Below are 14,185 nucleotides of genomic sequence, written 5' to 3' on the forward strand. Positions count from 1 at the left end.
AGTAAGCACGGGCCCGATCGCAGAATCCGGGTTCCGAGCCCCCCAATGCCGCTCTGTTCTTGCAGGGGTTCGATGCGGCTCACTCGACCGCGTCTCCACCGAGTTCACCGGCCCTTCGAAGGCGGGCGCGCGAGGTGACCCTGGGAGCGACAACAACGGCGACCATGAGGGCCATGCCGGTCGGTGCTCCAGGAGTACGCGCACTCGGCGATCCGCTGTCGGCCAGGCCTGCAACACTGGTCGCTGCAGCACTGGTTCAGGATCACACTGAATGCCGAGTGGAGGGCTTGGATGGGCGGCGACGACCAAGAGGTGCCGGGAATCGGACTCAGCGAGGCCGTCCAGACGCTACGCGCCGAACTGCTCGCCGCTCAGCGCGACCCGAGTCACCAGGACATCCAGTTCCCGATCCAGAACATCACCATCGAGCTGCAGGTGGCCGCCACACGCTCGGCGGACGGCAAGGCGGGTTTCAAGGTCCCGTTCGTCAACGCCGAGTTGGGCGCGGGCACCGGCTGGCAGAAGGAGCACCTGCAGACGGTCACCGTGGTGTTCGACGCGCCCGTCGACCATGCCGGCAACCCGGTCAGAGTGGTCTCGGCCGGGGATGAGCTGAAGGGTTAGCCGCGTCGTGGTGGCCTTGGCGGACCGGGTGGTCGAAGTTGTCAGCGACTTCGGCCCGAGCGCCTCGCCGAGATACCGGTACGGCTCCGGCTGCGTCATGTCCGGGCGGACCGTGCTCACTGCGGCGCACGCGGTGGCGGGCGCCGACTCGGTGTGGGTACGGGGCCGCGACAAACGGCGGCTGGAAGCCCGCGTTGATCCCGCGTTCGTCGGCGATCCGGAAACCGTCGACCTCGCGCTGGTCGAGCTCGACGAGGACACGGCATTCCCGGCGCTGCCGGCTGCCGTCGTGGACCGTTGCAGTGCCGTACCCGAGGTCATCGATCGCTGCCATATCGTCGGTTACCCGGCTTTCAAGGAGCGTACGGCGCACGGGGTGACGGTCAGGGACACCGTGGGCGTCGGCGGGCACATCTCTGTGCTGGCGAACCTGGTCAGCGAACTGCTCACGCTGCACGTCACCGCGTCCCCTCGTCCGTTGCCGCAGCACGGGCAGTCGTTGGCCCGAACGGAGTGGTCCGGCAAAGTCGGGCGCCCCTGTCTGGGCCGGCGAGTACCTCGTCGGCGTCGTCACCGAGCACTCGCCTCGTGAGGGGGCGTCGGCGCTCACCGTCACGCCGCTCGCACACCTCGAACGGTTGAGCAACGCGGAGCTGTGGTGGCAGAGGCTCGGCGTGGAGAGCGCGGCCGGGCTGGTACGCCTGCCCGTGCCCGGCGGCGAGCGGCAGCGCCCTGCCTACACCGCGACCCTGCGCGAGATCCACGCGCGTACTCCCCTGCTGCTGAACCGGGAGCGTGAGCTCGCCGACATCGCGGCGTTCGCCGTCAGCGACCAGAGCTACCGCTGGCTGGTCGGTGGTGCCTGGGCCGGGAAGACCTCGCTGGCAGCAGAGGTCGTGCTGGGCGCGATGCCGCCGCAGGTCCGCGTGGTCGCGTACTTCCTGTCCCGGCGGGAAGCCGACGCCGACAGCAACCACTTCCTCGCCGCGGTCGTTCCGCAGCTCGCGTATCTGCTCGACGAGGACCCGCCGGACCCCGACCTGCATGTGTTCCGGGCGCTCTGGGAACGGGCGACGGCGTGGGCCGCCCGACACGACCGCCATCTCCTGCTGGTCGTCGATGCGCTCGATGAGGACCAGCAGCCGCAAGGGTCGCCGAGTGTGGCCGCTCTTCTGCCCTCGCTCGCGGGCGGAGCCGCGCATGTGCTGGTGACCAGCCGCCCGCACCCCGATCTGCCGACCGATCTCCCGGTCGACCATCCGCTGCGAGGCGTCACCCCGGTGCCCGTCCGGCAGAGCGCTGAGGCACGGGCGGTGGAGCAGCGGGCCAGGCAGGAGATCGAAGAGCTCCTCCGCGGCACCGATCCGCAGGTCGACCTGGCTGTCGAGGTCCTCGGCCTGCTGGCCGCCGCGTCCGGGCCGCTGGCCATCGACGATCTGACTGCTCTGACCGGCGAACGTCCGCGCACCGTCCGGCGCTTCGTCACGGAACGCGCGGCACGCAGCCTGCAGCCGGTGGGCGCGGAAGGGCAGCGACGGTACCAGTTCGCGCACGCTGCCCTGCTCGACTACTGCGCGAACAGCGAGGACACCAGTGAGCCGGAGTTCTGGGCCCGCATTCACCGTTGGGCGCGGGAGTGGCAGGCCAAGGGCTGGCCGGTCGACACGACCCCTCGCTATCTCCTGGACTCCTACCCCACCGTGCTGGCCCCCCTCGACCGGGACGAGTTCCGCCTCCTCGTCACGGACATCCGCTGGCAGGACACAGCCGTTCGCAGCATCGGCGTCGACGCTGTGCTCCCTCATATGCGCAAGGCCCGGCTCGTCACGCAGGCGGGGAGCTCGATCTCGGAGAAGCTGATCGTGGCGCAAGCACACAATCTCCGTCCTCCGCTTCCTGTCGAGCGACCCGGCTACGTCGTCGGACAGTTGATCCTGCAGGCCCAGCTCGACCACGACTCGCCGACCGAACGGCACGGCCGGGAACGCCTCAAGGAGCTCGATCGCGAGGTTCCGTTCCCGCTGTGGGCACGACGCACCAACCCCGCACTGGCGTACGAGCTCGGTATCCATCCGGGCGGGGTCTCCGCCCTGACCGTGTTGGCGGACGGCCGGATCGTGACGGCGGGCGGTGCCCGCGGCAGCCTGTTGCTGTGGGATCCGACGCTGCCCGGCTCCCGGCCACGCGAGATGGGCGAGCACGGCCTGGGCGTCACCGCGATGACCAGTACGCCGGAGGACGCGATCGTCGCCGCCACGGCTTCCGGCCGGATGTTCCTCTGGAGCCGGACCTCCAAGGGTGCTCCGGACTTCGAGTTCTCCGCACGCGCGGGCTCGGTGGCGCACCTGGTGGTGCTCCCGGACGGCCGGTTGGTGAGCGCGACCCGGGAGGCCGGGCCGTTGCTGGTGTGGGACCTCACCGCACCGGCGCAGGGCCCGATGCCGCTACGCCGCTACAACGACGCTGTGGACGCGGTCCTCGGGCTGCCTGACGGCAGGGTGCTGACGGCATCCGGACCCGAAGGCCGGCTGGATCTCTGGGAGCCGCACGCCGGGCAGCCGGAGCAGCGGCCACTGCGCGTCGGCGCGCACGGCGAGCGGATCACCGGCATGGCCCTGTTGTGCGACGGGCTCCTCGCGACCGTCGGCAAAGGTGAGGGACGGGTACTGCTGTGGGAGTCGACCGAGCCCGGTACGACGCCGTTCGAGCTGGGCAGGCACGGCGACCACCCAGACCAGGGGCACCCGGACTCCGTGCACGCAGTGGGCACGATCACTCCGAGCGAACTGGTGACGGCATCCGGCCCCGAAGGCCGGCTGCTCGTCTGGTGGCTCCGTGCGACGGGATACTCCCTGGGGCCTCGTGGACGGAAGATCAATTGGGATTCGATGCGGCTCAACCGCGAGCCGGTCCCGTTCGGTTTCCACGGTGAGGCCGTCCGCCAGTTGTCGGCGGTGTCCCACGACCGGCTGATCAGCGCCGGCCGTGACAGCGGCCGACTGCTGGGGTGGGACGCGACCTTCCTGTACAGCTACCGCTCCGCCTACCACGAACCCGTCCACGCGCTCGCCGCCCTGCCCGACGGGCGGCTGGTCAGCGCCTCCCGCTGGAAAGGCGACCTGCTGATCTGGGACCCGGCCGATGGCGGCCGGCAACCGACCACGTTGGGCAGCGCGGGCGCCCACGTCGACGCCCTCGCGGTGCTGCCGGACGGACACGTCGTCACCCAGTCCGCGGCCCGCACCGGAGCGCCGGCGGAGTTGCTGATCTGGGACCCCGCGAGATCGCAGGAGCCTCCGCGGTCCCTCGGGTTCGTGGGGACACACGCCGTTCCGCTCGTCGTGCTTCCGACCGGGTACGTCGTCACCGCGGGCGGGCGGCTCGGGCTGGCGGTCTGGGACCACACGCTTCCGGGCTCGGACCCCGCGGTCGTCGCCGGGCTCGTCGAGCCGGTCGATCACCTGCTCGCAGTCTCCGCACGTCACGTCATCACCGCGTCCGGCGACCACGGCCAACTGCTGCTGTGGGACCTCACAACGGCGGACGGACCGTTCGAACTCGGCCGACTCGGACGGAAGGTCAAGACCATGCTGGCGCTGACCGAGACCACCCTGCTCACAGTGGGCGCCGGCCCAGGCGATCTCTACCTGTGGGATCTGACCGAACCGTTCCCGCACCCGAGGAAGATCGGCCACCACGGCCGGGATCTGGCAGCCGCCGCCCTCACCGACGGGCGCTTTGTCACCGCGGGCGACTCCGATCACGTACGGATCTGGCAGCACGACGGCAGGTCCACCGTGCTGTGCGCAACAAGCTCGATCCGAGCGCTGGCCACCGCACCGGCCACGGGCGGCCGGCATGTCTTTCTCGCCAGCGAACTCGGCGGGCTCTCGGCGTGGTGGGTACCGGCTCTCTGGTTCTAGGGGCCGTCCTCCGCGGGACCGGCAGCTGCCGTCGGGATCGATAGCGCGCACCGCAGCTGCAGCACACGGCTTCGGTTCGTCGGCATGAGGTTGTGCGAGAGTCCTGGTGCGGGCGGGGCTGCCGGTAGTGTGCGGACGTATGGACAGCGTTGAACTGTGCGAGTTCGTAACGGTCTTCGGGCACGCGATCGGCCGTGTCGAGGAGACTGGCGAGCGGGTGTCCGTCACCGACGGCGGCGAGCCAGTGGGCGTGCTCCTCCCGGCGGCCGAGCTGGCGGAGTTGGAGCACTTTGCGCAACGGGTCCACGGCGGTCCGAGACCGCGACCACGGGTGATACGGGAGCGCCCGGTCGGCCCGGAGCAGCGGGGCCCCTACATCAGATATGTGCACGCCGACGGCCTGCGGATGACGTTCGCACGGGACCGGGTGGTCGTGGCCGAGCTGCGCTCCGTGGACGAGCTCATCTGGTACACGCCGGGCGAGACACCATTCGCTCCGAACGCGCCGCTGGCTTTCCTCAACCCGCACATCCGCCGCGCGGAAGAAGAAACCGACTGGGCGGACGGCATTCCGCTGTTCTTCGCCGGGCTGGAACGAGCCTTCGGCCTGTCCCTGCCCCGGGACGCGCTCGCATCGGGGCAGGTGCGCTGCGCCCGCCCCGCCCGCCGCTGAGCAGACCACGTACAGCCCGTCTCAGCGCAGCTCGCGATGCGAGCACCTTCACCAGCCCAACGGCAACGAAGAGTTCGGCCGCTCACGCCCCGCGCTGCGTCTTGGCCGCTGTCGCTCGCCCATGGAACCGCACGGAAGTCAGGCCCAGTCATGGCAGACCAGGAGAACCAGTCGACCGATCAGGCGGCCGACGACGTCGGTGACAATCCCGCTGAGCAGTCGAGCGGCGGCATCGCCGGTGCTCTCGACGTCCTCCGGCGCCACCGCCGCACGCTGTACGGCTTCACGCTCGGCGTGTCCGCCCTGACCGCCGTGCTCGGCTGCGCGATCGTCGCCGGGGGATTCGCAGCGACCTGGGACACCTTCGAGGGCGTGCGGGACTACGCGGACTTCAACATCGCCAACGAGGATTCCTATGTGGCTTACGCCGACGGCAGTATGCCGCCGTTGCTACGGGCCGGTGCGGTGGTGTCGTTCCTGCTGCTCGTCCTCGCACTTCTTGTCGTCTCCGTCCTGCACGCCGCGTACGCCGTCGCCGACTCCCACGCCAGGCGCGGCGGCGGCCCGCTCGCCGTCCGCGAGTTGTGGCGCCGCATCCGCCGACGCCTGCCCGCCGCCCTCATGGTCAACGCGTTGGCCGGGCTGGTTGTGGGCGCCATGGCGATGGCAGGCCTGGTGCTGTGGGACCTCGTCGACAGGGGCAGGGTGCCCGGTGTCGAGCCCACGCCACTGCACGGAACCGCGACCCCGCAGTACACGCTGGTGGGATGGATGCTGCCGATCGCCGTCTGCTGTCTCGGCCCGCTGATGTACTTCCGCCTCTCGGGGGCGACCGCCGAGACGGTGGTCGAGCGCCGTTCTCCCTTCGTGGCGCTGTACCGCTCCTGGGTGCTGACCCGCCGCGCGCGGTGGCGCACCCTCGGTATGGGTACGGCGGTCACTGCGGCCGCTGTGCTCGTCTTCTGGGTGGGCCGGTACGCGGCGGCCCCGCTCGCGCACTTCGCCGGACTCGGCATGCTGTGGCTCAGCGACGACAACGTGTGGATCACCGGCGTGCTGGTGGAGATCCTGCCGACCGCCGTGGCCCTTCTCCTGCTGCCTCCGGTGATCATGCCTGTGGTGTGCGCGGTGTTCGCCCGTCTCCACGGGGATCTGCGCGCACGCGAGGAGGCGACGCCCCCTGGGGGTGCTGTTGACCACTGATACAGATCGTCAACTGATCGGCTCTCACGGGACTGGTCGCTGTGCTGTTCCTGCGTAGGGTTTCAGGAAGACGGCAGTGCGGCATTCGCGCACTCCGTCCACTGCCGCGCCGAGTGTTCAGGCGCATCCGCGAGAGAAGGAAACACACCCATGCGCGCCCTTGTGGTCGATCACGGCGAGGCCGGACCCGTCCGGTTCGCCGATGTCGATGAGCCCGTACCGTCCAGCGACGAGGCGCTGGTCGAGATACGGCACATCGGTCTCAACTTCGGAGAGCTGAATTACGTGCACCAGTGGCCGGCCGGCGTTGTGCACGGTCACGACGCGGCCGGCGTCGTGGTGCGCGCCGCATCCGACGGCTCAGGGCCATCCGAAGGTACGCGCGTCGCGCTGGGGATGTCATCCCATGCGTGGGCGGAGCGGGTGGCAGTCAGCCCCGCCTCGCTCGGCACCGTCCCCGAGGGCGTGGAGCTGGCCGACGGTGCCGCGCTGGGGATCGCGGGAGTCACCGCTCTGCGGGTACTGCGCAAGCGTTCCCTGCTGGCGCGCGACGTGCTGGTCACCGGCGCCAGCGGGGGCGTGGGGCACTTCGCCGTCCAGTTGGCGGCGCTGGCGGGTGCCCGGGTGACGGCGCTCGTGGGTACGCCGGACCGGGCCGCCGGACTCCGCGAACTCGGGGCCGACAAGGTCCTGACCGACCTGGCCGGGACCGAGGACCGGTTCGACCTCGTCCTGGACACGGTCGGTGGGCCGCTGATCGCCCAGGCGTGGAGTTCCCTCGCCGAAGGCGGCACCATCCACCTGGTCGGTTACTCCTCGGGGCAGGACACCACATTCCCGTCAGGGACCTTGTTCGGCTTCGGCGAACCCCGCAGCATCGCCACCTACGGCGACATGACGCCGACCAGCGGGGAGCTGACGGACCTGCTGGGCCTCATGGCCGCCGGGAGGCTCTCGGCACCGGTCGGACTGCGAGGCGACTGGCACGACGTGGACAAGGCCGCCCAGGCACTGTTCGCGCGGAAGGTGCACGGGAAGATCGTTCTTGACGTGGTCTGACGTAGGTCGTCCGTCGACGAGAATGGAAAAAATGGACGTACTCGCGGAAGCCTTGCGTGTATCGGGTGCGCGAGGGGCGCTCGGGGTCGTACTGAAGGCCGGAGGAACCTGGGGCCTGTGGCTGGACTCCTACCCGGGAGCGGCACTGCACGTGGTGTCCCGTGGCACGATGTGGCTCCACGTCCCGGGCGGGAGGCCCCTGCAGGTGCAGGCAGGAGACGCCGTCCTGTTGTCGCCGGGCACCGCCCACGGGATAGCCGGCGGGTCCGGTATGACGATGGGTCCCTGTGACCGGAAGGCGACGGACCAGGCCCTCACCGACGGCAGCGCCCTGCACCTGGGCTCGACGCCGGCGCAGACGGAAGTGCTCGTCCTGCGCTACGAGCAGGACCCGGAGGTGAGCACGCCGGTGCTCACCTCCCTCGTCCGGCCGATGCACGTCACGAGCCGGGAGAACCCACAGCTCAGAAAGACCGTCGAGCTTCTCACGGCGGAGCTCGCGCAACCGCAGATCGGCACCACCGCCGCCGTCAACAGCATCGTCGACCTGCTGCTCATCCAGTTCGTACGCGTCTGGCTGGCCCGCCACCCGGAGGAGCAGTCCGGCTCATGGCTGGGCGCGATGCGTGATCCGGTCGTGCGCGACGCCCTGGAATGTGTCCACGCCCGGCCGGAACGCCCCTGGACCACCGAGTCCCTGGCGGCCGCGACGGCGGTGTCCCGGACGACGCTGTCCAGGCACTTCCGGTCCGCGCTCGGACAGACGCCGGGCGCATACGTGACGCAGTGGCGCATGGATCTGGCGTCCGTCCGGCTCCGCGACACCGACGAGCCGGTCGAGTCGATCTCCGGCGCGGTCGGCTACGCCTCGCCACACGCGTTCAGCCGTGCCTTCCGACGTGCCCGAGGCATGCCCCCGGGCGAGTACCGCTCTCGGCTTCGCAAGGGGGCCGCAGGCAGGCGATCACCGGTGCCCCTTGAGCACAGTGCGGTCCGGGCGGGTGGGTAGGAGCGACGCACCTCATCCGGCCTCGGCTGGTGGGCTCGCATGTGGCCGCAGGCGAAGTGCCTTGCGCCCGACGACAGTTTCAGCGCTTGACCTTGACGCGACGGCAGGGTTTCTACTGGCGGCATGCGAATCGGAGAGATCGCCGCGCTCGTGGGGCTCACCACCAGGGCGATCCGGCACTACCACCATGTCGGGCTGCTTCCGGAGCCGGAGCGGCGCCCCAACGGCTACCGCGCCTACAGCATCCGCGACGCCGTACTGCTCGCCCGGGTTCGCCGGCTCACCGAACTCGGCCTCAGCCTCGATGAAGTGCGCGACGTCCTCGCCGAGGATGCCGGGCGCGAACCGGCCGAGGTGCTGGAGGAACTCGACGCCGATCTGGCCCGCCAGGAAGCCGACATCCGGGAGCGGCGCTGTCGGCTCAGCGCCCTGCTCTCCGAGCCGCCCGACGCGACCGGCCCCGTCTCACCCGCCCTCGCCGCACTGCTGGCACAGGCCCCCAGGACGGACTCGCCGAGCGCGGCCAAGGACCGCGACCACCTCACGCTGATGGACGCCACCAACTCCGGCAGCCAAGAGATTTTCACGCTGCTCGGAACACTGGTCGCCGATCCCGCGGTCGTCGAACTGTATGAGCGCCTCGACGCGCTCGCCGAAGCCCCCGTCGACGATCCGCGGATCGCACCCCTGGCAGCGGACCTGATGGCAGCCGTCCCCGAGGAGCTGTTCGCCGCGATCCCCGAGGACGGGGTGGTCGTGACCGGATTCAAGGAAGCGCTGCTCGCCGAGTACGCCCCTGCGCAGGCGGAAGTCGTGGGCCGGCTTATGGACGCGTTCATGGAGAGGGGCAGGGGATGAGCGGCCGGCCAAGGGGCGTACGGGCGGCGCGGATCGCGGTCGCCGCCGTACTGCCGGGGGAACTGGCCCTGGCGACCTGCCTGGTGACCGGGGTCCGGCCGCCCGGGTGGGCGCTGATGGGCGCCGAGGCGCTGGCGGGCGCGGTGCTGCTGCTGGAAGCATGGGTGCTGCGCTCGCTGTATGTCGCCGCGCGCGCCCGCGGCGCGGACCGCCGGGCGGCACGGCGAGCTGCCGTACAGGAGGCGGTGCCAGTAACTGTCCGCCGCCTGCTCCTCCACGAGCTGCGCGCCCTCGCCTCCCTGGGGCGGTGGGCCCGGCGCGGCACCCACGGGGTGCGCCCCGGGGACCTCGCTGCCGCGTACACCGGGCCCCAGACCGCGATGATGTACGGACTGCTCTTCGTCATGGTCGTCGAAACGGTGGGCCTGGCCTTCCTCATCCCATGGCCTGCGGTCCACCGGGTGATCCTGATACTCGACCTGTACGGCGTCGTCCTCGTGCTGGCCCTGCACGCCGCCTGCGTCACCCGACCGCACGTCGTACGCCCTGACGGCTCTCTGCGGATCCGCTACGGAGCCCTCTTCGACCTCGACGTACCGCCGGACGCGGTCGCCTCGGTCCGGATCGACCGGCGATACCCCGGGGGCGGCCTGATCACCCTCTCCGAGGGCGGGGTGCTCGACCTCGTCGTGGGCGGCCAGACCTCCGTGACCCTGGAACTGAGTCGGCCCCTCCCCTTCACCCGCCCGCTCGGTGCGACGGAAGAGGCCCACACCATCCGCTTCCACGCCGACGACCCGCGCGCACTGGTCAGTGCACTCCGTCAGCCCGCCTGAGCACACAGATCGGCTCCGACTCCCCGCCGACCGCCTCCCGGCGGGGTGTGGAAGCAGGGCCTCGCGCTCGCCGCCGTTCCCGCGCCCCGCCCTGAGCAGGCGTTCGTGGCGCCTTCGCGCGCTGGGAAGCACCCCGCATCGCGGGCCTACGAGGGATGCGGGAGGTGAGCGAGCCGCGCCCGGACACGGACGTGCCCCCGGTCTGCTCGGCCTCCACCGGGATAAGAGGCCTTATGCGCTGTCGCTGACTGTGCGCTGGTAGTGCTCTGCGATCTCGTCACTGGTCGTCAGCCAGATATCGGGTTGGGTGGCGAGATATTCCAGCGCCTCGTCGAGGTACTTGTGTCGGAACGGCTGGCCGATGACGAACGGGTGCAGGGCCAGCGCCATGACCCGGCCACTGTGTGCGGAGTCGGCGTGCAGCTGCTCGTACTGGTCCTTGACGATCTGTACGAACTCCGGCCCGGTGACGCCCTTGCCGAACAGCAGCAGATCGTTGAGCTCGACCGAGTACGGAACGCTGAGCATGCCGGGAACATTCAGCCGGTACGGCTGATCGTCGTTGGTCCAGTCGAGCAGGTAGCTCAGGCCCAACTCGGCCAGCAGGCTCGGGGTGTGGAATGTCTCGGTCAGCCCCGGCCCCATCCAGCCGCGCGGTCGCTGACCGGTGGCGGCGGCGATGGTCTCGACGATCTCCGTAAGAAAGCGGCGTTCCTCGTCGCGGCCCATACCGGTCTGCAGGATCGAGTTGGTACGCCCATGGGCGAGCCAGGCCCAGTTGCGGACCCGCCCGGCCTCGATGATCTGGGGATAGTGGTCGGCGACGGCGGAGTTCAGCAATGCGCTGGCCCGGATGCCGTGCCGGTCCAAGCTCTCGATCGTGCGCCAGATGCCGACGCGGACACCGTAGTCGCGCCAGCCGTAGTTGAGCGCGTCGGGGACCAGGTCCGCCGTGCCGGGCCAGAGGCTGGTGGAGGGGCGGTCGAGCAGGAAGTGCTCGATGTTGAGCCCGATGTAGGCGGCGACTCTGGCACCGCCGGGCCAACTGATCCGCGGGCGCTCGGTGATGGGGCTGTAGTCGAAGAGCTCGTTCTCCGTGGTGTTCGTCATGCCGACACGGTAGAAGTTAACATCAATGTCAGGTTCAACTACCGGGTCGGCAGCCGAGAGCGAGGTCGAGATGCGCATTGGTGAGCTTGCGCGGCGCACGGGAGTCAGCGAGCGATCCCTGCGGTACTACGAACAACAGGGCCTGCTCTCGCCCGACCGCACCCCCGGTGGACACCGTGACTACCCGGAGCAGAGTGTGGACCGGGTCATTCGTGTCCAGGAACTCTTCGCTGCCGGACTGCACAGCAAGAAGATCGCGCGGCTGCTTCCGTGCATGCGAGACGCGGACGGCGGCCCCTCGGAAGAGGCCACACCCGAGCTGATCGCCGAACTTACCGCCGAACGGGACCGCATCGACCGCGTGATCACCGAGCTGACCACCTCCCGCGGGGTGCTGGACGACGTGATCCACACGGCGTCGGAACACGACCGGTAGCGCGGGGCGCGGGTGTCGCGTGCGCTGCAGGGCCTTGACAGGCCGCACCACGTGGGACGACGTCGAAAAGCGCCACCTCGATCAACGCGGGCAACCGGTCGACCCGTGCCACCTCCGGCGCGCCCCTCGCCGCCTCTCGTAGCCCCTCGCCGCCTTTCGTATCCCTGGAACTCGACCGTGAGGCCTGGTCCGGCACGGACATTACGATCGATGAGTGACGATCAGATATGAGTGGCGGAGCGACTTCGACAACACCGCCCTCAACGCGCTGCACGCCGACGGTTTCGGGCACCCGATCGCACAGACCGACTGGCGGGAACAAGTTGAGAACCACAGTCTCGGCTGGGTTTGCGCCTGGGAGGAAGACTCGCTGATCGGCTTCGTCAACGTCGCCTGGGACGGCGGAGTGCACGCCTTCCTCCTGGACACGGTGGTCTCCCGACATTACCGCTCAAGAGGTGTAGGTGCCGCCCTGGTGGCCACCGCGGCGCACGAGGCCCGCGCCGCGAAGTGCGAATGGCTCCACGTCGACTTCGAGGAGCACCTGCGTTCGTTCTATTTCAACGCATGCGGCTTCAAAGAGACGACGGCCGGTCTGATCGCCTTGTAGCGCCACGGGCCCCGGAGCTGCGGCCCGGGGAAAGGGCGTCATCCCCTGACGTCAGGAAGCGGCGCTTCCAGGGGGATGACGCCCCGCCCGGCTCACCAGGTCTTGCCGGCCTGCTCGCGGACCGTGCGGTTGATTCTGTTGAAGAAGTTGGTCATCGCGATCTCCAAGATGATCGCGCTCAGTTGCTCCTCGCTGAAGTGGTCGGCTGCGGCGTCCCAGATCTCGTCGGTCACGCCCGGTGCGCCGTCCTGGAGCCGGGTGGCGGCCTCGGTCAGGGCGAGGGCAGCCCGCTCCTCATCGGTGTAGAAGGGCGTCTCGCGCCACGCGACCACGTTGTGCAGCCGCTCAGCTGTCTCACCAGCCTTGTGCGCCGACTCGATCGAGGCGAAAACGCACGGGCTGCAGCCGTTGATCTGGCTGGTACGCAGATGGACCAGCGACAGCAGGCGCCCATCGACGCCCCCGGCGTGAATCGCCTTGTAGAGGTGCTGGATCGCTGTGGTCACGTCGGGATTCGCCTGGCCGTTCATACGTGCTTCCATCGATGTTGCTCCTTCATCGGTTACCTGAGCCCCTTCGGGTCCGTCATCACCCATGACGGAGCAGAGCCGAGGAAGGTAACAACATGTCCGACACCAGTCCGGCCGACCCGACGGCCAAGGAGTTCGAGGCCCACCGCGACCGGCTGCGTGCGGTCGCCCACCGCATGCTCGGATCGCACGCCGACGCCGAGGACGTGGTCCAGGAGGCCTGGCTGCGCCTCTCCCGCCAGGACACGGCGACCATCCACAATCTCGGCGGCTGGCTGACCACGGTGGTCGGCCGGATCAGCCTCGATCTCCTGTGAGCGCGCCAGGCCCGCCCGGAGGCGTCCTACGACGACCGCGACGGGGCCGAGATCGTCGTGACGCTCGACGACGGTCCTGTTCCCGAGGACGACGCAGTGCTCGCCGACTCGGTCGGACTCGCACTGCTGGTGGTCCTGGAGTCGCTCGGGCCGAGCGAACGGCTGGCGTTCGTGCTGCACGATCTGTTCGCGGTGCCGTTCGAGGAAATAGGGCAGATCCTGGGCAAGTCCACCGCCGCTGCCAAGATGCTCGCCAGCCGTGCCCGCAGGAAGGTGCAGGCGACCGAGCGACCGGCCGATGTCGGACGGGAGCAGCGAGAGGTGGTCCAGGCCTTCCTTGCGGCGGCTCGCGGCGGCGACTTCGAGGGGTTGCTGCGAGTGCTCGACCCCGAGGTGAAGCTGACCGTCGACACGCCGTCCGGCGTCGTCGTCACCCTCGGCGCCACCAAGGTCGCAGCCGGCGCGCAACTGTCCGCCGGCGCAGCCGCGCATGGGCGGGCGGCGCTCGTCAACGGCCTACCGGGGATCGTTTCCTGGCGCGCTGACGGCACTCCTCTCTCGGTCGTCGCGTTCACCGTCGCCAACGGACGGATCGCCGACATCCTGATCGTGGTCGACCCTGCCAAGCTCGCGCTGATGGGACTGCCGGACCCTGCGTGAGGTGCTTCCCGGGCAGGTTGCCGGGGCTCCGGGGCGTTCGATGATCCGGTGTGCACGGGCGCGTATGGCGCGTATGGGTGCGTACGCAGCAGGCACGGCAGTTTCACCAGCACTTGAAGCCGAAGGGCGAGCGCCCGCCAGCACCCCGTCAGGGCACCGGTAGGGCACCGGTAGGGCACCGGCAGGACTCCGGCACGGCCCGAGGCAGGGAGCGTCGAACGGGAGGCCGAGAAGTCACTCGATCGTGAGTTCCGCCCGTTCGGATCACGGGATGACCCGATTCTGTGCAGGACGGGACGGCATGTGAGCGGTGCCGCCGGGAGGCGTGGGAGCGGTG

13 protein-coding genes and 1 pseudogene are annotated in these 14,185 nt (G+C 69.8%); 12 read left to right on the forward strand and 2 right to left on the reverse strand.

Features of this window, described 5'->3' with window-relative positions:
• Positions 1 to 291: 291 nt before the first annotated feature.
• The 9 genes from JW613_RS13845 to JW613_RS13885 all read left to right on the forward strand — a co-directional run bounded on the left by JW613_RS13845 (position 292) and on the right by JW613_RS13885 (position 10,185).
• Positions 292 to 624: a trypco2 family protein gene (locus JW613_RS13845; protein ID WP_209211105.1), complete on the forward strand. Its 333-nt coding sequence runs from the start codon at positions 292 to 294 to the stop codon at positions 622 to 624.
• Positions 625 to 631: 7 nt separating this feature from the next.
• Positions 632 to 1,216 carry a trypsin-like peptidase domain-containing protein gene (locus tag JW613_RS13850; protein WP_209211106.1) on the forward strand — a complete coding sequence of 195 codons (585 nt, stop codon included), beginning with the start codon at positions 632 to 634 and terminating at the stop codon, positions 1,214 to 1,216.
• 46 nt (positions 1,217 to 1,262) lie between these two features.
• Complete coding sequence (locus JW613_RS13855; RefSeq protein WP_209211107.1) at positions 1,263 to 4,547, forward strand: P-loop domain-containing protein; 3,285 nt, start codon at positions 1,263 to 1,265, stop codon at positions 4,545 to 4,547.
• 139 nt (positions 4,548 to 4,686) lie between these two features.
• Positions 4,687 to 5,220, forward strand: a complete 534-nt coding sequence (locus tag JW613_RS13860; protein ID WP_209211108.1) for a type II toxin-antitoxin system prevent-host-death family antitoxin — start codon at positions 4,687 to 4,689, stop codon at positions 5,218 to 5,220.
• A 150-nt stretch (positions 5,221 to 5,370) separates the two neighbouring features.
• Positions 5,371 to 6,423: a hypothetical protein gene (locus tag JW613_RS13865; RefSeq protein WP_245225585.1), complete on the forward strand. Its 1,053-nt coding sequence runs from the start codon at positions 5,371 to 5,373 to the stop codon at positions 6,421 to 6,423.
• Between the two features lie 150 nt (positions 6,424 to 6,573).
• Entirely contained in the window at positions 6,574 to 7,482 is a 909-nt protein-coding gene (locus JW613_RS13870; protein ID WP_209211109.1) for a zinc-binding dehydrogenase, read from the forward strand.
• A gap of 31 nt (positions 7,483 to 7,513) precedes the next feature.
• The gene (locus JW613_RS13875) at positions 7,514 to 8,491 is read left to right on the forward strand and encodes an AraC family transcriptional regulator (protein WP_209211110.1); all 978 of its coding nucleotides are present in this window, start codon (positions 7,514 to 7,516) and stop codon (positions 8,489 to 8,491) included.
• A gap of 123 nt (positions 8,492 to 8,614) precedes the next feature.
• Positions 8,615 to 9,349 (forward strand): MerR family transcriptional regulator, encoded by a 735-nt coding sequence (locus tag JW613_RS13880; RefSeq protein ID WP_209211111.1) that lies wholly within the window; start codon positions 8,615 to 8,617, stop codon positions 9,347 to 9,349.
• Positions 9,346 to 10,185 carry a hypothetical protein gene (locus JW613_RS13885; RefSeq protein WP_209211112.1) on the forward strand — a complete coding sequence of 280 codons (840 nt, stop codon included), beginning with the start codon at positions 9,346 to 9,348 and terminating at the stop codon, positions 10,183 to 10,185. Before JW613_RS13880 ends, JW613_RS13885 begins: the two co-directional genes overlap by 4 nt.
• Before the next feature lie 231 nt (positions 10,186 to 10,416).
• Here the strand turns inward: JW613_RS13885 and JW613_RS13890 are convergent, their stop codons facing one another.
• The gene (locus JW613_RS13890; protein ID WP_209211113.1) at positions 10,417 to 11,295 is read right to left on the reverse strand and encodes a polysaccharide deacetylase family protein; all 879 of its coding nucleotides are present in this window, start codon (positions 11,293 to 11,295) and stop codon (positions 10,417 to 10,419) included.
• Positions 11,296 to 11,365: 70 nt separating this feature from the next.
• On the opposite strand from JW613_RS13890, the gene JW613_RS13895 reads away from it, so the two are divergent.
• A complete protein-coding gene (locus JW613_RS13895) occupies positions 11,366 to 11,731 on the forward strand; it encodes a MerR family transcriptional regulator (protein WP_209211239.1) in 366 nt (121 codons plus the stop codon).
• Between the two features lie 214 nt (positions 11,732 to 11,945).
• Positions 11,946 to 12,341, forward strand: a complete 396-nt coding sequence (locus JW613_RS13900; RefSeq protein ID WP_209211114.1) for a GNAT family N-acetyltransferase — start codon at positions 11,946 to 11,948, stop codon at positions 12,339 to 12,341.
• Positions 12,342 to 12,433: 92 nt separating this feature from the next.
• Here the strand turns inward: JW613_RS13900 and JW613_RS13905 are convergent, their stop codons facing one another.
• The gene (locus tag JW613_RS13905; protein WP_209211115.1) at positions 12,434 to 12,883 is read right to left on the reverse strand and encodes a carboxymuconolactone decarboxylase family protein; all 450 of its coding nucleotides are present in this window, start codon (positions 12,881 to 12,883) and stop codon (positions 12,434 to 12,436) included.
• Positions 12,884 to 12,966: 83 nt separating this feature from the next.
• Between JW613_RS13905 and JW613_RS13910 the strand changes: the two are divergent.
• Positions 12,967 to 13,848, forward strand: a pseudogene (locus tag JW613_RS13910) (sigma-70 family RNA polymerase sigma factor).
• The last annotated feature ends 337 nt before the right edge of the window (positions 13,849 to 14,185 follow it).

This window comes from Streptomyces smyrnaeus (genome assembly GCF_017676345.1).
GTDB classification, from domain to species: domain Bacteria; phylum Actinomycetota; class Actinomycetes; order Streptomycetales; family Streptomycetaceae; genus Streptomyces; species Streptomyces smyrnaeus.